Annotated in this window: 19 protein-coding genes; 8 read left to right on the top strand and 11 right to left on the bottom strand. The window is 34.1% G+C overall.

Annotated features, from left to right (window positions below):
* Positions 1-2: 2 nt before the first annotated feature.
* Genes rsmG through rho form a run of 4 tightly spaced genes read right to left on the bottom strand, consistent with a single transcriptional unit; the run spans position 3 to position 5,169 of the window.
* Positions 3-650 carry a 16S rRNA (guanine(527)-N(7))-methyltransferase RsmG gene (gene rsmG / locus BWD162_RS07115; RefSeq protein WP_078706010.1) on the bottom strand — a complete coding sequence of 216 codons (648 nt, stop codon included), beginning with the start codon at positions 648-650 and terminating at the stop codon, positions 3-5.
* Complete coding sequence (gene mnmG, locus BWD162_RS07120) at positions 650-2,518, bottom strand: tRNA uridine-5-carboxymethylaminomethyl(34) synthesis enzyme MnmG (protein WP_078706011.1); 1,869 nt, start codon at positions 2,516-2,518, stop codon at positions 650-652. The genes rsmG and mnmG overlap by 1 nt, the downstream gene beginning before the upstream one ends.
* A gap of 45 nt (positions 2,519-2,563) precedes the next feature.
* A complete protein-coding gene (gene mnmE, locus BWD162_RS07125; protein ID WP_078706012.1) occupies positions 2,564-3,871 on the bottom strand; it encodes a tRNA uridine-5-carboxymethylaminomethyl(34) synthesis GTPase MnmE in 1,308 nt (435 codons plus the stop codon).
* 32 nt (positions 3,872-3,903) lie between these two features.
* Positions 3,904-5,169, bottom strand: a complete 1,266-nt coding sequence (rho, locus tag BWD162_RS07130) for a transcription termination factor Rho (protein ID WP_078706013.1) — start codon at positions 5,167-5,169, stop codon at positions 3,904-3,906.
* A gap of 706 nt (positions 5,170-5,875) precedes the next feature.
* On the opposite strand from rho, the gene BWD162_RS07135 reads away from it, so the two are divergent.
* The 6 genes from BWD162_RS07135 (at position 5,876) to polA (ending at position 12,710) form a co-directional block, all read left to right on the top strand.
* On the top strand, positions 5,876-6,700 hold the full coding sequence (locus BWD162_RS07135; protein ID WP_078706014.1) for a pyruvate, water dikinase regulatory protein: 825 nt from the start codon (positions 5,876-5,878) through the stop codon (positions 6,698-6,700).
* A gap of 10 nt (positions 6,701-6,710) precedes the next feature.
* Positions 6,711-7,307: a Maf family nucleotide pyrophosphatase gene (locus tag BWD162_RS07140; RefSeq protein WP_078706015.1), complete on the top strand. Its 597-nt coding sequence runs from the start codon at positions 6,711-6,713 to the stop codon at positions 7,305-7,307.
* Positions 7,300-8,178 (top strand): shikimate dehydrogenase, encoded by an 879-nt coding sequence (locus BWD162_RS07145; protein ID WP_078706016.1) that lies wholly within the window; start codon positions 7,300-7,302, stop codon positions 8,176-8,178. The genes BWD162_RS07140 and BWD162_RS07145 overlap by 8 nt, the downstream gene beginning before the upstream one ends.
* Positions 8,175-8,777: a dephospho-CoA kinase gene (gene coaE, locus BWD162_RS07150; RefSeq protein WP_078706017.1), complete on the top strand. Its 603-nt coding sequence runs from the start codon at positions 8,175-8,177 to the stop codon at positions 8,775-8,777. Before BWD162_RS07145 ends, coaE begins: the two co-directional genes overlap by 4 nt.
* Before the next feature lie 4 nt (positions 8,778-8,781).
* Complete coding sequence (gene dnaQ, locus BWD162_RS07155; protein WP_078706018.1) at positions 8,782-9,486, top strand: DNA polymerase III subunit epsilon; 705 nt, start codon at positions 8,782-8,784, stop codon at positions 9,484-9,486.
* Positions 9,487-9,803: 317 nt separating this feature from the next.
* Positions 9,804-12,710: a DNA polymerase I gene (gene polA, locus BWD162_RS07160; RefSeq protein ID WP_078706019.1), complete on the top strand. Its 2,907-nt coding sequence runs from the start codon at positions 9,804-9,806 to the stop codon at positions 12,708-12,710.
* On the opposite strand, the gene BWD162_RS07165 is transcribed toward polA, so the two are convergent.
* The 7 genes from BWD162_RS07165 to BWD162_RS07195 form a co-directional block, all read right to left on the bottom strand.
* Positions 12,664-13,584 carry an endonuclease/exonuclease/phosphatase family protein gene (locus BWD162_RS07165; protein WP_078706020.1) on the bottom strand — a complete coding sequence of 307 codons (921 nt, stop codon included), beginning with the start codon at positions 13,582-13,584 and terminating at the stop codon, positions 12,664-12,666. The two genes, polA and BWD162_RS07165, sit on opposite strands and share 47 nt — an antisense overlap.
* 133 nt (positions 13,585-13,717) lie before the next feature.
* Positions 13,718-14,491, bottom strand: coding sequence for a Bax inhibitor-1/YccA family protein (locus BWD162_RS07170; protein WP_078706021.1), 774 nt, complete (start codon positions 14,489-14,491; stop codon positions 13,718-13,720).
* A gap of 950 nt (positions 14,492-15,441) precedes the next feature.
* Positions 15,442-15,930 (bottom strand): signal peptidase II, encoded by a 489-nt coding sequence (gene lspA / locus BWD162_RS07175; RefSeq protein WP_078706022.1) that lies wholly within the window; start codon positions 15,928-15,930, stop codon positions 15,442-15,444.
* 9 nt (positions 15,931-15,939) lie between these two features.
* Positions 15,940-16,776 (bottom strand): TrmH family RNA methyltransferase, encoded by an 837-nt coding sequence (locus BWD162_RS07180; protein ID WP_078706023.1) that lies wholly within the window; start codon positions 16,774-16,776, stop codon positions 15,940-15,942.
* Positions 16,777-16,778: 2 nt separating this feature from the next.
* Positions 16,779-17,711, bottom strand: a complete 933-nt coding sequence (locus BWD162_RS07185; protein ID WP_078706177.1) for a class I SAM-dependent methyltransferase — start codon at positions 17,709-17,711, stop codon at positions 16,779-16,781.
* A gap of 152 nt (positions 17,712-17,863) precedes the next feature.
* Complete coding sequence (locus BWD162_RS07190) at positions 17,864-18,175, bottom strand: LapA family protein (RefSeq protein ID WP_078706024.1); 312 nt, start codon at positions 18,173-18,175, stop codon at positions 17,864-17,866.
* Positions 18,176-18,183: 8 nt separating this feature from the next.
* A complete protein-coding gene (locus BWD162_RS07195) occupies positions 18,184-18,462 on the bottom strand; it encodes an integration host factor subunit beta (protein WP_078706178.1) in 279 nt (92 codons plus the stop codon).
* A gap of 194 nt (positions 18,463-18,656) precedes the next feature.
* Between BWD162_RS07195 and lptC the strand changes: the two genes are divergently transcribed.
* Together lptC and BWD162_RS07205 are read left to right on the top strand one after the other, a co-directional pair.
* Positions 18,657-19,301, top strand: coding sequence for an LPS export ABC transporter periplasmic protein LptC (gene lptC, locus BWD162_RS07200; protein WP_078706025.1), 645 nt, complete (start codon positions 18,657-18,659; stop codon positions 19,299-19,301).
* 83 nt (positions 19,302-19,384) lie between these two features.
* Positions 19,385-19,987, top strand: a complete 603-nt coding sequence (locus BWD162_RS07205) for an LptA/OstA family protein (RefSeq protein ID WP_078706026.1) — start codon at positions 19,385-19,387, stop codon at positions 19,985-19,987.
* Positions 19,988-19,995: the final 8 nt, after the last annotated feature.

Below are 19,995 nucleotides of genomic sequence, written 5' to 3' on the forward strand. Positions count from 1 at the left end.
CTTTACCCTTTACATGATCGAACATGAGAAATTTCTAAGATAACAGAGCTTGTATCAATTTTACTTTGATGTTTTAGCAGATCAAAACGCCAATTGGCAGAGGCATTTTTTATTTCTGTCATATAATCCCGACCTTTTTGAAAAAGAGCAATCGTTTTTTGTGTTAAAAAAGGAGATAAAAGTTGTAAAAGAACATCCAATGAAGCTAAACCTCTTGCAGTTATAACCTCTGGTTTGTTTATTTTCTGATATATATTTTCAATTCTACAATGGTGAACTGTTGCTGGAAGATCCAGATGAGCAATGACTGTTCGTAAAAAAGCTACTTTTTTTCCATTACTTTCAACCAAATCAATATGTCCTCCTTTTTTACTTTTAAGAAAAATAGCAATAACAATTGCGGGAAAACCTCCTCCTGATCCGAAATCGCACCAATGCAAACACTGATTATGTAAAGGATAAATCTGTGCAGAATCTAAAATATGACGCGTCCATAAAACTGGTACTGTTGCAGAAGATATTAAATTAATGCGTTTATTCCATTGAATCACAAGAGATTCGAATCTCATTAAATTTTCTACCGTTTCACGTGAAACAGAAGGAATTATGTTTAAGAGATCCTGATATTTTTGTTCTATCAAGAAAGTCATTAAGCTGATTTTGCCTTTTCACGTCTTTGACGCTGAATAGATGTAATAATTAATGATAATGCTGCCGGTGTCATACCATCAATTTTTTGTGCATCAGCAATTGAGCGCGGTGATGCTTGTTGAATTTTTGTTTTTAATTCATTTGAAAGACCAGAAATTGCTTGAATGTCAAGGGAAGTAGGAATTTCTAAACGTTCATCTCGTTGAAGAACAGCAATATCTTGTGCTTGTCTTTCTAAATAAACTGCATATTGTGCTTCAATTTCTAGAGCTTCAACGGTTTTAGCATCGATTGATTGTAATTGTGGCCAAAAAGATGAAAGACGTGCTATACTCATACCAGGATAAGCCAAAAGATCATAAGCTGAGCGCCGAATTCCATCATGATTTATATGTAATCCATGAGCAGATGCTTCATTGGGAGTTAAAAAGAGTTTTTGACAAATTGATCGTGCTTGATCAAGACATTTTTGTTTATGTTGATAGAAGTTCCATCGAGTATCACTAATAATATCCCATTGTTGTGCTAAAGGAGTTAAACGAGCATCAGCATTATCAGCGCGTAAAGATAAACGAAATTCTGCTCGTGATGTAAACATTCGATAAGGCTCACAAACCCCACGTGAAACTAAATCATCAACCATGACTCCAATATAAGCTATCGAACGGCTTAAAATAATTTCCTTTAAACCACCTACTTGACGGGCAGCATTGAGCCCTGCCAAAAGTCCCTGTGCTGCAGCTTCTTCATATCCTGTTGTACCATTAATCTGACCTGCTAAAAATAATCCTGGTAAAGATTTTAATTCTAAGGTTCTGGTCAGTTGTTTAGGATCAACAAAATCGTATTCAATAGCATAACCTGGTTGTAAAACCGTTACATTTTCCAAACCTTCAATAGTCTTCAAGAAAGAAATTTGTATATTTTCAGGAAGAGAAGTAGAAATACCATTTGGATAGATAAGATCACTATCTAATCCTTCTGGTTCTAAGAAAATTTGATGTCCATCCCGTTCACCAAATTTAATAATTTTATCCTCAATTGAAGGACAATAACGCGGCCCCAGTCCTTCAATAGCTCCAGAATATAAAGCAGACTGATGTATATTTTCACGAATAATTTGATGTGTTTGTGTATTTGTACGTGTGATTGCACATTCAATCTGAGGTTGTTCTATTTTTTCTGTTAAAAAAGAAAAAGGTACCGGATATTCATCAGCTTGTTGTTTAGGAAGTGATTCCCAACGAATTGTCTTTTTACTAAGACGAGGAGGAGTTCCTGTTTTTAATCGTCCAAGATTTATATCATATTCTTTCAAGCGCTCGGCAAGTTGTACACTTGATTGTTCACCCATACGACCGGCATGCCACGTTTTATTGCCAATATGAATAAGACCACGCAGAAATGTACCTGTCGTTAAAACCACAGCTTTAGAAAAAATATTCCCTTGTTTTTTTAAACAAACACCTGAAATACGGCCATTTTCAACAATTAGATCAATTGTTTCATCTTCAATGAATGTTAAATTTTTTTGCTTTTGCAGAAATTCTTGAATTGCTTTTTTATATAATTGTCGATCAGCTTGTGTACGTGGTCCTCTAACAGCTGGTCCTTTACGTCGATTAAGAAGTCGAAATTGTATTCCAGCAGCATCTGCAGCCTGCCCCATTAAACCACCCAAAGCATCTATTTCACGAACAAGATGTCCTTTTCCAAGTCCGCCAATAGCAGGGTTACATGACATTGTACCAATTTCTGATATTTGACACGTAACAAGTGCTGTCCGCGCTCCAACACGTGCTGAAGCTGAAGCAGCTTCACAGCCAGCATGACCTCCTCCAACAATGATAACATCATATAGTTGCATTTGTTTTTTCCATATCAAACTATTTCAAAGTTTCACGTGAATCATTTATTTACCAACACAAAATTGTGAAAAAATAACATCAAGTAAATCTTCAACATTAATGTCACCTGTGATTCGTCCAAGTGCATCACTTGCACGACGAAGATGTTCTGCACGTAAACTTAAATCAAGAGAAATATGATTTATTGAAGCATCAATTTCCTTAACAGCTTCTTTTAATAATTGGAGTTGTCTTTTTTGCGCTGAAACAACATTACCAATTTCAGAAACACGACGCAGACAGAATAATTCTATTTTCTTTATAAGATGATCAAAATTTAAACCACTTAATGCTGAAAATTGTATAGACCAACGTGTCTTATCTCCTTTATAAAGATCAAGTTTATTACCAACACGCCATATTTCAGCTGATGTTTTTGGTAAATGAATTTCTTGAGGATTGTTCATATCATCAACCAAAATAACTAAATCAGCATCTATAATGTGTTGCTTTGCAGTTTTGATACCTAATTGTTCAATTTTATTTTCTGTTTTTCTAAAACCAGCAGTATCTGTTAAAAAAACTGGTAAACCACCAAGTATTAATCTAATTTCTAAAGCATCACGTGTCGTTCCTGCTTCTTCTGTTACAATAGCAACAGGTTTCCCAGCCAAACGATTAATAATACTTGATTTTCCAGAATTTGGAGCACCTACAATAACAACTTTTAACCCATCACGTAAAACATTTGCACGCTCTCCTGAAGCAATATGTTCACAAAGAGAACAACTAAGCTTTTTCATATTTTTCCAAATTTCATCAGATATAGAATCTGGAATATCATCTTCATCAGAAAAATCAATTTCTGCTTCTATTAAAGCACGTGCTCTTATAAGTTCATCACGCCAGCTACGATAAAGTTTTGTTAAATGTCCACTTGTACCTATAACAGCTAAACGCCTTTGACCTTCTGTTTCTGCCTCTATTAAATCAGCAAGAGCTTCTGCTTGAACTAAATCTATTTTCCCTTCAATAAATGCTCGACGAGAAAATTCACCCGCCTCAGCAACACGGCACTCAGGAAATGTAGATAATTCATCTAAAAAGCGATTAACAACTGCCTTACCCCCATGTAAATGGAATTCTGCACAGTCTTCACCTGTAAAACTATGTGGACCAGGAAAAAAAACAGTCAAAGCAGAATCTAAAAAGCTACCATCACGTGCAATGAGATTTCCATAATACATAAATCGCGCCCTAGGTAAACAACCACAAAGCGTTTTAACAATGTTCACAACGTGAGGACCAGAAAGTCGAACAACTGCAACCCCTGAAGGTAACAATCCACTTGAAAGTGCAAAGATTGTATCCACAGGACTAATCCTATTTTAAAACTATGATATTTTTAAGTGTTCATTGAATCAAAAAATTCACTATTATTTTTTGTCTGTTTCAATTTATCAATTAAAAATTCAATTGCATCTGTTACATTCATAGGCGCTAAAATACGACGAAGTACAAAAATCTTATGTAAATCTTGACGAGCTACTAAAAGATCTTCTTTACGTGTTCCTGATTTTAGAACATCCATAGCTGGAAAAATACGCTTATCAGCAACTTTACGATCAAGAACAATTTCTGAATTACCTGTTCCTTTAAATTCTTCAAAAATAACTTCATCCATACGGCTACCTGTATCAATTAAAGCCGTTGCTATAATAGTTAAAGATCCACCTTCTTCAATATTGCGCGCTGCACCAAAAAAACGTTTAGGACGCTGTAAAGCATTTGCATCAACACCACCTGTTAAAACTTTACCTGATGAAGGAACAACCGTATTATATGCACGCCCAAGACGTGTAATAGAATCAAGTAGGATAACAACATCGCGTCCATATTCAACTAAGCGTTTGGCTTTTTCAATAACCATTTCAGCTACCTGTACATGACGTATAGCTGGTTCATCAAAGGTAGAAGAAATTACCTCCCCTGTTACAGAACGCTGCATATCTGTTACTTCTTCTGGACGCTCATCAATCAAAAGAACAATAAGATAACATTCAGGGTGATTAGTTGTAATAGAATGAGCAATATTTTGTAATAAAACCGTTTTTCCTGTTCGAGGAGGCGCTACAATTAATCCTCTCTGACCTTTTCCTAGTGGAGATATTAAATCAACAACCCGGGATGACATATCCTTATTTGTAGAATCTTGTATTTCCATTTGGAAACGTTCGTTTGAATAAAGAGGTATTAGATTATCAAAATGAATTTTATAGCGAATTTTTTCAGGATCTTCAAAATTAATTGTATTAATCTTAAGAAGAGCAAAGTAACGTTCTCCTTCCTTTGGCCCACGAATAGGACCTTCAACCGTATCTCCTGTTTTTAAAGAAAAAGATTGAATTTGTGTAGGGGAAAGATAAATATCATCAGGCCCTGGAAGATAATTAGCATCAGCAGACCGCAGAAAACCAAAACCATCTTGTAAAACTTCAACGACACCTTCCCCAATAATCTCTACATCTTGCAAGGCGAGTTTTTTTAAAATAGCAAACATTAACTCTTGTTTACGCATCAATGAAGCGTTTTCAACTTCTAATGTTTCAGCAAAAGTAACAAGTTCAACCGGGTTTTTACTTTTAAGTTCTTGTAGTTTCATTTCTTGCATGAAATATTCTCTTTAATTAGAATGGGGAATTATCTCTAAATAAAAAATTCAATGAGTTTGTGGGAAATTTGAAGAATGAAACATTCCTATTAAGAAATGAATATTATACACTTAACTCTTTTAAACCGCAAGCATTACTCTATTAGTCTGGATTTGTGTTTAATAAAATTAGTTATAGTAAAAATTATACTTATAATTAAGTTTGTAAATAAAATAAATAATATTGTAAATAACTTATACTATGTAATTTAAGAATTTAAAATTTTATTCTTCAAATTATTATTTAAATATATTCTTTTTATTTTTTATAATAACTTAAAAACTATTATAAGTTTGTAAAAAATGAAAGAATTTGTATCTTATTATTAATTGTAATAAAGTATTCGTTGTTATAATTAAATTTTTCCAAAAATTTTTTTGAAATTAAAAAACATTTTAAAAGAGAGATTTTTTTTATTAAAACCTGTGTTTAATGTGGATTATTAGTTATACTTATTCATCCTCAGTTTTATTCACAAAGAAGAGAAAAAAAAAGTAAAGAATAAAAGTACTTTAAAAATATTATCCCCGTTCTTTTTTATAAGAGAAACTTATTTATCACAGTCATCTAGTTTGTGCGTAATAACAAAATATTTTTTTAAAATTTCTATTTTATGAATAAGTGTGAAGGTCTATACACATTTATTCACAAGAAGTTAAAAATTCTATGCAAAAAGAAAAAAAAAGCTTTCATTTGTATATGATTTCTGATGCAACAGGAGAAACATTAATCTCTGCTGCAAGAGCTGTTTCATCACAATACACGATGTATCAGGCAATAGAACATCTTTACCCTATGATTCGTAATAAAGCGCAGTTGCAAAAGATTCTTGATGAGATTCAAAAAGAGCCGGGTATTGTTCTTTACACAATTGTTGATAAAGAAATTAAGAAATTTCTCAGTAAATTATGTGCAAAAATAGGTACTCCTTGTGTTGCTATTTTAGATCCTATTTTAAATGTTTTTCAGTCTTATCTTGGAACACCAACAAATTTACGTGCTAGTGCACAACATGATCTTAATGCAGATTACTTTCGTCGTATTGAAGCGTTGAATTTTACAATAGAGCACGATGATGGACAATCTCCTGATAGCATGTTAGATGCAGATGTAATTCTTGTAGGAATTTCAAGAACTTCTAAAACACCAACAAGTATCTATTTAGCAAATCGTGGAATAAAAACTGCTAACGTACCTCTTATTCCAGGAATTGATTTACCACAAACTCTTTTAGAAAAAAAAAATGTTTTAGTTGTTGGTTTAATTGCTTCAGCTGAAAGAATTTCACATATTCGCCAAAATCGAGATTTGGGAGAAGATTTTGCTATTGAAAATTATACTGATCGCGCCAGCATAGCTAGAGAATTAATTTATGCAAAACGTATTTGTGAACGCTTTGGTTGGCCTGTCATTGATGTAACAAGACGTTCTATTGAAGAAACTGCAGCGGCAATATTTAAACTTTTATCACAGTTTCGTGAAAAAAAATGAGAGAAATTTTATGAACGAAAATATGTTAATATTAGCATCTCTTAGCTCCTATCGCGCACAGTTATTAGACAAAGCTGGTTTAAAATTCTCTGTTGAAGGAGCTTCTTTCGATGAACGAAAAGTGGAAGAAAAAATAAAAACTAAAACTCCTAAAGAAACAAGTTGTTTCCTTGCAAGTGCAAAAGCAAAAGATGTTTCTAAGCGCTTTCCTCATGCATTAGTTATTGGTTGTGATCAAATACTTGATTTGGAAGATCAGATTTTTCATAAAGTTACAAATATTAAAGAAGCACATCAACGATTACGTGTTTTATCAGGGAAAACACACTCTCTTCATAGTGCAATAGCTTTAGTCAAAAATGGTCAAGAAATTTGGGTTGAGGCTTTTAGTGCTCATATGACGGTACGTTCTCTCTCATCAGAATTCATTGAACGTTATCTAATGCGTGTAGGAACGGATGTTTTAAAAAGTGTAGGAGTATATCAAATTGAAAAAGAAGGAATTCACCTTTTTGAAAAAATAGAAGGAGATTTTTTTACTATTATTGGTTTACCGTTATTACCTTTGTTGGCTAAATTGCGTCATTTGGGAGTTATTGATGGTTAATTTTGCAATAAATTGCAAAAAAAAAGAGTATCCGTGTGCTTTTATTGTTGGTTATCCTGTTCATCATTCAAAATCACCAAAGATTCACAATTTTTGGCTCAAACAATATGGTTTACAAGGTAAGTATCTTGCAAAAGAGGTAAAAACTGAAGAATTTAAGAGTTTTCTTATGTCTTCACAAAAAAGGGGTTTTTGTGGGGGTAATGTTACCTTACCCTATAAAAGGGAAGCTTTTCATTTAGTAACTTGTAAGGATAAGGTAGCAACAGCTATTGGTGCTGTTAATACATTATGGTTTGAAGGGCAAAAGCTTTGTGCCACAAACACTGATGCATATGGTTTTAGTGCTAATCTTGATGAGTTTACTCCTGATTGGGTTAAAGAAACAGCACTTGTTTTTGGCGCAGGAGGCGCTGCGCGCGCTGTTTTATATATTTTAAAAAAACGTGGGTTTGAACGTATTTTCTTGTTTAATCGTACAAGACAACATGCAGACGATTTGGCTGAGTATTTTGGAAAACCTATTGAGGTTTATGACTGGCATAATATTTATAAGATACTTTATCAGGTTGATCTCATTGTTAATGCAACTTCTGTAGATATGATAAATCTTTATAACAAACAAAAAGATGTTTTTTTTGATTTTCATAAAGTAAAACCAACAGCATTGGTAACAGACGTTGTTTACACTCCATTGATAACCCCTTTTTTGCAACAAGCAAAAGCTCATGGTTTGAAAACAGTCGATGGACTTGGTATGCTTTTACATCAGGCTGTACCTGGTTTTGAGCGATGGTTTGGAACAAGACCGCTTGTAACAAAGGCATTGCGAACAGCGATTGTAGAGGATATGAGTGAAAATAAAATATGAAAATTATAGGATTGACCGGATCAATTGCCATGGGCAAATCAACAACTGCTCGTTTTTTTAAACAAGCAGGTGTTCCTGTTTTTAGCGCTGATGAAGTAGTGCACCAACTTTATTGTAATGAGCCGGTCTTGTCACTTATTATACGTACTTTTCCAGGTGTTGTTGAAAATGGTCAAGTTAATCGTTTAAAACTTTCTAAAGTTTTGATAAATAATCACGAAAAACTAAAAGCTTTAGAAAAAATAATTCATCCCTTAGTTTGGAAAAAAGAGAAAGAATTTGTTAACAGAGCACGACAACAGGGAAAAAAACTAATAGTTCTTGATATTCCGCTTCTTTTTGAAACAAATAGTGAAAATCGAGTAGATAGTGTAATTGTTGTATCTGCACCATCAGTAATACAAAAGAAGCGTGTAATGAATCGTCCAAATATGAGTGAGGAAAAGTTTGCAGCGATCAATGCTAAACAAATATCCGATGAGAAAAAGAAAGAACGTGCAGATTTTGTGATTGATACGGGAAAAAGTTTAGATAATACACGTCAACAAGTTTTTCATATAATAAAGAATTTACTAAAAGATGTATCTTTAAAGAATTAAAGAAATGCGTGAAATTATTTTTGATACCGAAACAACAGGGTTAGATAAAGACAGCGACCGTATTATCGAAATTGGCTGTGTAGAAATGGTTGATCGTTATCTTACAGGACGTCAATTCCATGTTTATTTAAATCCGCAAGGAGTCATTATCCCTGATGAAGTTGTAGCAATTCATGGATTAACCAATGAACGTTTAAAAAATGAAAAAAAATTTGAAGATATTGCTGATGAGTTTTTAGAATTTATCAATGGTGCAACAATGGTTGCTCATAATGCAAGTTTCGACATAAGTTTTCTTAATGCAGAATTAGGACGGATCAATAAACCGCTTATCAGTGTTGATAATGTTATTGATACACTAGCTATAGCGCGACAAAAATTCCCTATGGGGCCTAATTCTCTTGATGTTTTATGTAAACGTTTTGGAATTGATAATAGTAATCGTGTTCTTCATGGTGCTCTACTCGATGCAGAGATTCTTGCCGATGTTTATATTGAGTTAATTGGTGGAAAACAAGGTGTACTTAGTTTTGATAATAGTAACAACCTTGATGAAAATGTTCAAAATGGTGAAAATATTCCTCATAAAATTAAAGCTCGCCCCCACATTTTACCTTCAAGATTAAGCGCACAAGAAAAAGATATGCATGCTGATTTAGTTAAAAAAATAGGCAACAAAGCTTTATGGAATAACTTCAAAATTTTCTAATAAAAATTTGAGGTTTTCTTGAAAAAATATTTAAATAATACAACTCCTAAAAATACGGCCGTTGTGGGGAGGGGAACACCACAACGACCTCACCGCTACGTTGTACCTCAGCTATCATAGAAGGAGTAAAATGAAAGCTATCATATCCTATAATAACAAAGAAAAGCTCTCGGTACTAACTATAAAACGCAACAGCTTTATACCTTATAAAAACAAAAAAATGGCTTTTCAGAGGCAATTCTGTAAATTTTGAAATGAGATCGAAAAAAATATAAAAATAAATTTGTTTTGCGCTAAAATAAAGAAATGAAATTATCATGGAAACAAAAGATCACTTATTTTTAGTCGATGGATCAGGTTACATTTTTCGTGCTTATCACGCTTTGCCACCCTTAAAACGCAAAAAGGATGGACTTCCTGTAGGGGCTGTAGCCGGTTTTTGTAACATGTTATGGAAATTACTTTGTGATGCTCGCAATACAGCTGTTGGTATTGTGCCAACTCATTTTGCTGTTATTTTTGATTATTCGTCTGATACGTTTCGTAAACAAATTTATCCTCAATATAAAGCCAATCGTGTAGCTCCTCCTGAAGACCTTGTTCCTCAATTTGCTCTGATACGGCAAGCTACAAAAGCTTTTAATTTGCCTTGTGTTGAAAAAAAAGGATTTGAAGCAGATGATTTAATTGCGACCTATGCACGATTGGCAACTCAAGCGGGAGCAAAAACAACGATTATTTCCTCGGATAAAGATTTAATGCAATTGGTAAATGGGCATGTATCTTTATATGATGGAATGAAAGATAAACATATCGGTGTTTCTGAAGTCGTAGAAAAATGGGGCGTAACGCCTGAAAAAATGATTGATTTACAAGCTTTAGTTGGGGATTCTACAGACAATATTCCAGGGGTTCCAGGTATTGGTCCAAAGATTGCAGCACAATTATTGAATCAATTTGGTACTCTCGATTTCTTGTTGCAGAACGCGACAGAAATCAAGCAAGCAAAACGGCGTGAAAATATTCAAGCTTATAGAAAGCAAACAGAAATTTCTCGCGAATTGGTAAAACTTAAGACGGATGTACCGATAGATAGTAATTTAGATAATTTTATTTTAGAACCACAGGATGGCCCGCGTTTAATTGCTTTTTTAAAAGCTATGGAATTTACCACGTTAACGCGTCGTGTAGCAGAAGCAACGGAATGTGATGCAGAGGTTATTGATGCACTTGATGTAGATGTTGAGTGGACACAAGATATTCATGGGCCTGACTTGGATAGTGAAGGAGCTGATCCAATATTAACCCGTGGTTTTTGTAAAAATTCACCACAGATTTTAGCACAAAAACGTAAAGATCAGGCTCTTGTCCAAAAAAATATAGGAGACTCTTATGAAACCATTTTTGATGAAAAAATCTTGAGAGAATGGTTATTTGAAGCACAAGAACAAGGCTATTTTGCTTTTAACATAGAAACAACCTCACTGAATCCTATGCAAGCAGAAATTATTGGTTTTTCTTTAGCATTACAGCCAGAAAAAGCAGCTTATATACCATTAGAACACATTGAAGGAGGATGCGACCTTTTAGGAGGTGGGCGTGTAGTCACACAAATTGAGACACAAAAAATTTTAGCGCTTTTAAAGCCAATATTAGAAGATCAAGCTGTGTTAAAAATTGGCCATAATATGAAATATAATTGGTTGATTATGAAACAATGCGGCATTGTGATAGAGCCTTTTGATGACATAATGCTAATATCATACGCTTTAGATGCCGGAACTTCGACTCATGATAGGGATATTTTATCTGAGCGATGGCTTAAGCATACACCAATTTCTTACAAAGATTTAACGCATAACGGAAAAAAAATTACTTCTTTTGCACAAGTAAATTTAAAACAAGCGACTTTTTATGCGGCAGAAGGTGCCGATATAACGCTACGGTTATGGCAAGTTCTAAAACAACAACTCGTTGCACAAGGAGTGACTAAAATTTATGAGCGTCTTGATCGACCACTGATAAAAATTCTTGCAAAAATGGAAGAACGAGGGATTCTTGTTGATAGGCAAATTCTTTCACGTCTTTCATGTGAGTTAGCGCGGATTGCCCTTTCTCTGGAAGAGGAAATTTACCAGTTGGTCGGTGAACGGTTTAATATTGCCTCACCAAAGCAATTAAGCGATATTCTTTTTGGTAAAATGGGTTTACCCGGGGGTATTAAGACCAAAAGTGGTCAGTGGTCAACCTCTGCACAAATTTTAGAAGAATTAGCTGCTGAAGGTCATACCTTACCGCGAAAAATCGTTGATTGGCGCCAACTTGCAAAATTAAAATCCACTTATACAGATGCTTTACCTCATTATATTTTGCCTAAGACAGGGCGTGTTCACACTAATTATTCTTTAGCAACAACATCAACTGGACGATTATCTTCATCAGAACCCAATCTGCAAAATATTCCAATACGAACACCAGAAGGGCGTAAAATTCGAACAGCCTTTATTGCTCCAAAGGGATATGTACTATTATCAGCTGATTATAGTCAGATTGAATTGCGCATTCTTGCACATATTGCCAATATCACTGCACTGAAAGAAGCGTTCGCACAAGATCAAGATATTCATGCTATAACTGCATCGCAAATATTTGGAGTTGCGGTAGAAGGAATGCCTTCAGATATACGCCGACGTGCAAAGGCGATTAATTTTGGTATTATTTATGGTATTTCAGCTTTTGGATTGGCAAACCAATTAAGTATTTCACGAAACGAAGCAAGTCGCTATATTGATATTTATTTTGAAAGGTTTCCAGGAATTAAAGATTATATGGAAACGACTAAATCATTTGCGCGCCAACATGGTTATGTAGAAACAATTTTTGGACGTCGTATTCATTACCCTGAAATAAAATCGACTAATTCACAAATCCGCACTTTCAATGAAAGAGCTGCTATCAACGCAACAATTCAAGGGTCAGCTGCAGATATCATTCGTCGCGCTATGATCCAAATGGAAGCTGCTTTGAAAAAAGAAAAATTATCAGCAAAAATGCTACTACAGGTTCATGATGAACTGATTTTTGAAGTACCAGAAATTGAGAGTGAAAAAACAAAAGTCCTTGTTAAAAAGGTAATGGAAAATGCTACAATGCCGGCATTATCTTTGTCTGTTCCTCTTAAAGTAAAAGTCGCGGCTGCTCAAAACTGGAATGAGGCACATTAGTTTTTTCACCTATTTGGTCTTTGAGCGTAGTCATTACATTGGCAAGATTAAGATGAGCTTTAATTGGTAAGTGATCTGATGCGACACGTGCTAATGGTGAATAATGGCTTTCAACTTTTGTTACCAAATAGGGAGGAAAAGCAAAAATTCTATCAAGGGCTAGAAAGGGAAAGCGAGAGGGAAAACTTGGCACAGTTCCTAGTGTGATATCAAAATAAGGAAAAAAATGATTTAATGACGATTTTTTTCCTACTCGCCATTCATTGAAATCACCAATAAGTAGTGTGGGCATAAAAGAACGTTTTTGCAAGAGTGCAAGAAGCATTTTTACTTGCTGATTACGAGAATGACGTAACAAGCCAAAATGAGCTGCAATGATGCGAATAAAACCTGTCTCCATTTCTAATTCTGCCATTATAGCACCTCGTGGTTCAATACCAGGTAGGGAAATTTGTAAAATATCATGCACCCGCCCCTGACGCACAAAAAGAGCATTGCCGTGCCAACCATGGCCCTTGGGTGACATAGTATTCAAAGGCACAGGAATCAAATTTGTTTCAGCTTTTAACAATTTAAGATCAATCAAACCAACGCGTTCACCAAAACGTTTATCTGCTTCTTGGAGTGCGAGAATATCAGCTTGTAATTCTGCAATAACGCGTACAATACGAGTAGGGTTAAAAACTTTATCAACACCTACACATTTATGAACATTATAAGAAGCAACAATAAGATCATAATCGTTATCATAATTAATAGTATTTGGTCGGTGACCAGAATGATTACGGATAACATTTAAGAAAGGTTTATGAAGCTTTTGCTGGATAAATGTAGTAGGCCAGCGAAGTTTTGGTTTATGAGGCTTCTTTATCATTTTACGTTTGAGTTGGGTTTGGTACGTATGAATATAATGCTAAAAGATTAAAGAATATGAACTTATATTGAAAACAAAAAGCCCTGTTTCTTGTGTGAAACAAGGCTTTTCAATAAAAACAATAACTATATAGTTAATTGCGATTTGAACCCAAAAATTGCAGCAAGAAAACAAACATATTAATGAAATCAAGATAGAGATTTAACGCACCCATAATAATTTTACGACCACGGGTATCATCCGCATCACCTTCATAATACATTAGTTTGATAGTCTGTGTGTTGTAAGCTGTTAAACCAGCAAAAACGAGAACACCAATTACTGAAATAGCAAATTGCAAGGCGCTTGATCCCAGGAAAATATTAACGATCATAGCAAGTAACAGACCAATTAATCCCATAAACAAAAACGACCCCATCGCTGTAAGATCACGTTTTGTAGTATAACCGTAAAGCGAAAGAGAGCCAAAAGCTGCAGAGGTGATGACAAAAGTCTGCACAATACTTTCAGGTGTGTAACGCAAAATAATTGACGACAATGAAAGCCCAACAAGTGCTGCATAACCAAAAAAGAGACTACGAGCAGCATTAGTACTAAGCATATTAATTTTAAAACTGAGAAATAACACAGCAACAAGCGGCGAAAACATAATAACATAAGATAAAGGCGACGTATAAAATGTCACTCCAAATGATGTTAAATAAACGCTACCATTAATTTGTGCAGCTGCTTGATTTATATCTGCTGTTGTGGCCAATGATGCAATTATATAAGCAGCAGAAGCTGTAATAAGTAAACCAATAGCCATTGTGTTATAGACGCCCAGCATATAACTGCGCAATCCTTGATCAATTGATGCATCGGCATGAGAAACAGACGCCGAACGTAAATTTTTGAAATCAGCCATAATAAAAAGTCCTTTAGCATATGTTCCGTCACGAGTTAGGATTTAAAGAGATATAAATCCCTTTTTATAACGTTATATAAACTATTATTAAGCTCATATAACAACCCTAAACGCTGCTGGTAAACTTCCAGTACACCTTCCTCTATTATGGAGATTTATTTAAAAATTACAAGAGACTTTTATTGAAAGGAAAACTTACAAGTTTGTAATGAAAGAGCACATTTTAACTGGAAATATTTAATCTTTTCAATAATATTTTTTAGAAAGATTAGGTAGTTTATTTTGTCGGTAGCTAGAATAAATAATTTTGTTTAAATAAACCTAAAAAGAAATTAGTTATTTCAGTGATATTTAGTTAATGCGCACAATTTCAAAAGTTTAGTTAAACACTTTGTTTTATAAACAACTAAGAATTTTTCTATTTTGAGTGATTAACAATAATTCACAACCGAAGTCCTATCAAGCCAAATTTGTCAGTACTTCAATAGCCGAAAGCAGTAATATTTATATCATTAGTGTTACAAAAAATCAGTATAATCTAAAACAATAACAAAAGTCTGCTTTGATTAATATCTTCGATTGTACCATTCATTTAACAGCCAATAAGGCACGTTAAAAATAGCCTATGAGATGTTAGATTTTAATCTAAAAGCATTTTTTTATTAGTTTAAACCCTTGATGTTAAATCCTGTGTTAGTTTTTCTGACAGTACAGCTTTATAATGCATCATTATATATTGAAGAATATCACATAAAAGTAGAAGAAGCTTTTCAATAATATCACAAGTGAATATTAAATTTTTCTATAGTAAATTAGGGCTATAATTTTAATAAACTCTGTAATGAAAAAACAATAGCAGGTAGAATGTAAATACGTTGTGAGTTAACCTTATAAGAGTTGAAATAAGGGTTATATTTACAAATGAAGTAATGCATTATTTCGCAGAAGTATTATTGGGATAGCGTTTTTTTTTGAAACAAGATACGAAATTCATCAACTAACACGGCAATGGATCCAAGTGTTATAAAAGTATCAGCAAGATTGAAAATAGCAAAGGAAAAAACACCATCAATCTGGAATGATATATAATCAGTAACATAGTGGAAACGAATACGATCAATAAGGTTTCCAATTGCTCCACCAAGGATCAAGACAATACCAAAATGTGTTAAAATTTTATCATATTCGGCATTTTTCCAAAACCATAAAAGAAAAACAATAATGATGAGTGTAAAAGCAATGAGTCCCCAGTGAGAAAAAGAAGAAAGAAATGAAAATGCAATGCCAGAGTTGCGTACATGATAAAGCGAAATAAAAGGAAGAAGTGGAATTTTTGTTTCTAAAGGTATGGTCTGTATAACCCAAAACTTTATCATTTGATCAAGTAAAACTGTAATAATCAAACCAGAAAAAAGAAAGGATAATGATTTGTGTATCATATTTTGGTCTCACATGGGTTCAAGTGTTAAATAAGGACGCCGGATTTCATAAAGCATAATAGCTGTAGCTACGGCCAAATTAAGTGAATCAGCACGTCCATTTTGCGGAATACGCACCAGTTGATCACAGCGATCAGCAAGAATATTTGGTAGACCTTGTTGTTCATTTCCCATTAAAAGTATAATAGGGCCTTTTTTAAAATCAACGCTACGATAATCAACAGATGTTTTAAGATGTGTTCCAATAATGATACCTTTAAAGTGTGTAGACCAATTCAAAAAAGCACTTTCACCAAAACGGTAGAGTGGTACGGAAAAAATTGATCCCATTGTTGCACGTACTGTTTCGGGTGAAAAAGGATCTGTCGTTTCGCCAATCAACATAACCCCTTTTGCTCCCACTGCATCTGCAGTTCGGATAATAGCACCAAGATTTCCAGGGTCACGTACACGATCAAGTGCGATATAGACATCTTGAGCTAATCCTTTTATCATTTCAATAGGATGCCACTGTTGTTTAAAAACGCCAACAACTGTTTGCGGATTATCACGCCGGGTAATAGATTCCATAACTTTTTGTGAAGCTTTAATGACAAAACCACCACAAGCTACAGTACGTGCAGCAATATTTTCAATGATAGTGTTACCGACTTTATTTTTGGATAAAATAAGTGTTTGGATTGTCCAGCCAAGGTTTAAAGCATCAATAACCAGTTTAAGCCCTTCTGCCATAAAGACTCCGTCTCGATTACGGTTCTTTTTTTGATTGAGTGCTTTAAGGTTTTTAATGATAGGGTTGCTAAGGGAAGTGATTTCTTTAACTTGACCTGTTTTTTGTGTACCCATATTCAAGCAATCCAACGGCTAAAAAGAGAAGTAGAAAGAGCACGTCCAGCAATTTCTTCACGCAAAATTAACTCTCCTGATTCAATTGTACCACCAAAATTTATGAATTCATCACGCATTAAAGTATGAAGTGCATAAAAAGAAGCACGAATAGTATAGGCTGTCAGTACGATAGATAATGGTCTGTCAGATAAAAGATTGCGACAGTTTTTAATCATTTCTGGTAAATGATCAAATAATTGCCAAACTTCACCATGAGGCCCACGTCCATAAGCAGGGGGATCAAGAAGAATTATGTCGTAAGTTTTTTGACGACGTAATTCGCGTTCAACAAATTTTACAGCATCGTCGCAGATCCAACGAATGGAGCGATTTGATAATCCTGCTTTTTCCTGATTAGCTTTTGCCCAAGTGATAGCTTTTTTAGAAGCATCAACATGGGTGACAATTGCACCTGCACGTGCACCAATCAAAGAAGCAACACCCGTATAGCCAAAAAGATTGAGTAATTTAATAGGGCGTTTGGCTTTAATAATTTGTTCTTCCATCAAACGCCAATGAACATCTTGTTCAGGAAAAACACCTACATGACGAAAAGAAGTAAAACGCCCCCAAAAAGGCAAACCATTCCAAAAAAGTGGCCATGTTTCATCAAGCTGTTTTTTTGGAAAATGCCAGCGACCAATACCCTCTTCACCTTGATTGCCTTTAAAAATAGCATCAACATTAGTCCAATTTTCTTTCGGTAAAGCGGGTTTCCATAGTGCTTGACCTTCTGGTCGGATAATGCGGTAAGAGCCGTAACGTTCTAATTTCCGTCCATTACCAGAGTCAATCAAGGCATAGTCTGCACTGGCACTTGTTTCTAAAATAAGAGGTATTTTTTCTTGCGGATACACACCATTGAAATGTGGTTGAAAGCATTTTGCAGACATATTTGGTGTCATAGTACTTTCTTTGCAAGAAGATTTATTATGAAAAACTATAGAATTTCTAGAACAATGTGAAAATTTAAAGTTAATGAAACATTATAAAAAACAAGCATACCTTTGAGATTCATTGTCAAACATAATAAGGGTAAAATTCATTAAGGTGTCGTTATATTAAGGTTTTTAGCGATCGATGTTTTTAATTTCTCAAACTCTGCTTTACTTTTTTTAAGAGCTTTACGGTATTGACGTTGTATAAACCAATGCACTGCGCTACTCAACAAAATGCCAAGAGCAAGAAAAATAAAAAGCCAAACAAAAAAGGGAGCTTGATAAGTAAAACTTTCAGAATTAGTTCGAAAAGGATCAAGCGTTAAAGTAACAATTTGACGATTAGCTACAGTAAAAGCAATCAAAAAAATTGTAAGAGGCACTAAAATAATTGCCAAAAGAATACGTTTAGTTGTCATTAATTTATTCATTTATTCAGTCGATCCCGTAAATCTTTACCTGTCTTGAAAAAAGGAACCCATTTTTTTTCAACTACAACGGTTTCACCTGTTCGTGGATTACGACCATTACGTGCTGGACGACTTTTGACGGCAAAAGCTCCAAAACCACGAAGTTCAATACGGTCACCATTAATGAGTGCTGTTGAGATTTCTTCAAAAACAGCATTTACAATATTTTCTACATCACGCTGAAGAAGATGTGGGTTATAACGAGCAATAATTTGTATGAGCTCTGATTTGATCAAAATAGCCTCTCTATTTACACAAAAAAGATTATATTTTACCAATTATGCATTCCATATGCGCACGTTACACATAGTAGATTAATAAAAACAGAATAAAACTAAGAGCAGTCAGATTGCAAGAAGCAAAATTTAAAAATACATCTTAAGAGATACTACAGATTGAAAAAAGTAGAGTATTTGAGAGAAAAACAAATATGACTATATACAATTACCATGAAGCTTTTTCAATAAAATCATCTTCTGATGATATTTTTAAAAAAGCGTACCATCATTCGTATCGAATCCATTTGTTAAAAATCTTTTTACCTCTCGTTGCATTGATTATAGCGTTGATTTTTTCTTTGTTTATATTTTTTTCCCTTTCTGCTTCCTCTGGTAATGTAGTTTTAAAGAGTGAAGATGATGAGATAGTAAAATTGATGATGGTCAATCCAAGATTAGAAAGCTATACGAGTTCTCATAAGCTTTATTGGCTTGAAGCACAAAAAGCTTTTCAAGATTCTACGCATTCTGATGTTGTTGGATTACAAGGTATTACAGCTGAGATACCTTCAGGCAAATTGGGGTTGGTTTTTCTCAAGGCACAAAGTGGGACTTATGATCATATTAATGATCATTTGCAATTAGATAAGCCATTTACAATCAAAACACAGAACAATATAGTCGCACAGTTTATAGCTGCCGATATCAATTTATCTGAAGGCCAATTGAAGACCAATCAATGTGTACATATTAAACGTGCAGGCTTATCTCTTAAAGCAAATGCTTTGCAAGTTCGTGAAAAAGGACAAAAGATATATTTTCAAGGTGATGTGCATTTGGTGATCGATAAACAATAAATTAAGACCAACACGAATCTTTAAATGATGTTTATGGAAGATAAATCTGCGCATAAATAAATGGAAAAATTGAGGATAATTAAGTGCAGCCAAGAACATCATATAAAAAGCAAAAGAATTTATGTTTGGCTTTAATCGTAGGAATATTGTTAGAACTGATAGTGGTTTTTGGGTATGCTGAAGAGGCTCATTTCGGGATTAATTTATCAAATAGTAAAGAACCCATAGAATTGCATGCAGATTCCTTAGAAATACGCGATAAAGAAGGGGTTGCTGTTTTTAGTGGCAATGTTTCAATTGTTCAGGGTGAGCGATTTATGCAAACATCACAATTAATTGTTTATTATGATAAAGCACATAAAGCAATTGGTGAAAATAAAAAAAGCATAGAGTCAACATTGCCTATTGGTTTTGATGTAACAGGTATTAAGAAAATGGAAGCATTAGGAAGGGTTTATATTAAGATAGCCACGCAGATTGCTACCGGTGATAAAGGTATTTTTGATAGACAATCAAATAGGATGATCTTGATAGGTAATAAAGTTGTCTTGAGAGATAATAATAATGTTGCGACAGGGTGCAAGTTGACAGTACATATGGAAAGTGGAAAAGCTTTTCTCGAAGGTTGTCAGGCATTTGAGAAAAAGAATCGTGCTTCAATCATTTTAAAATCAAGTCAAAAATAGCTATTAAG

This window comes from Bartonella sp. WD16.2 (genome assembly GCF_002022505.1).
Classification (GTDB): domain Bacteria; phylum Pseudomonadota; class Alphaproteobacteria; order Rhizobiales; family Rhizobiaceae; genus Bartonella.

Coding starts and splice junctions, on each gene's coding strand:
- BWD162_RS07190 (WP_078706024.1), bottom strand. CDS start 18,175: ATGACAACTAAACGTATTCTTTTGGCAATTATTTTAGTGCCTCTTACA.
- lptC (WP_078706025.1), top strand. CDS start 18,657: ATGACTATATACAATTACCATGAAGCTTTTTCAATAAAATCATCTTCT.
- BWD162_RS07145 (WP_078706016.1), top strand. CDS start 7,300: ATGGTTAATTTTGCAATAAATTGCAAAAAAAAAGAGTATCCGTGTGCT.
- lspA (WP_078706022.1), bottom strand. CDS start 15,930: ATGATACACAAATCATTATCCTTTCTTTTTTCTGGTTTGATTATTACA.
- dnaQ (WP_078706018.1), top strand. CDS start 8,782: ATGCGTGAAATTATTTTTGATACCGAAACAACAGGGTTAGATAAAGAC.
- BWD162_RS07140 (WP_078706015.1), top strand. CDS start 6,711: ATGAACGAAAATATGTTAATATTAGCATCTCTTAGCTCCTATCGCGCA.
- mnmG (WP_078706011.1), bottom strand. CDS start 2,518: ATGCAACTATATGATGTTATCATTGTTGGAGGAGGTCATGCTGGCTGT.
- BWD162_RS07165 (WP_078706020.1), bottom strand. CDS start 13,584: ATGATAAAGAAGCCTCATAAACCAAAACTTCGCTGGCCTACTACATTT.
- polA (WP_078706019.1), top strand. CDS start 9,804: ATGGAAACAAAAGATCACTTATTTTTAGTCGATGGATCAGGTTACATT.
- BWD162_RS07185 (WP_078706177.1), bottom strand. CDS start 17,711: ATGTCTGCAAAATGCTTTCAACCACATTTCAATGGTGTGTATCCGCAA.
- coaE (WP_078706017.1), top strand. CDS start 8,175: ATGAAAATTATAGGATTGACCGGATCAATTGCCATGGGCAAATCAACA.
- rsmG (WP_078706010.1), bottom strand. CDS start 650: ATGACTTTCTTGATAGAACAAAAATATCAGGATCTCTTAAACATAATT.
- BWD162_RS07135 (WP_078706014.1), top strand. CDS start 5,876: ATGCAAAAAGAAAAAAAAAGCTTTCATTTGTATATGATTTCTGATGCA.
- BWD162_RS07180 (WP_078706023.1), bottom strand. CDS start 16,776: ATGGGTACACAAAAAACAGGTCAAGTTAAAGAAATCACTTCCCTTAGC.
- rho (WP_078706013.1), bottom strand. CDS start 5,169: ATGCAAGAAATGAAACTACAAGAACTTAAAAGTAAAAACCCGGTTGAA.
- BWD162_RS07170 (WP_078706021.1), bottom strand. CDS start 14,491: ATGGCTGATTTCAAAAATTTACGTTCGGCGTCTGTTTCTCATGCCGAT.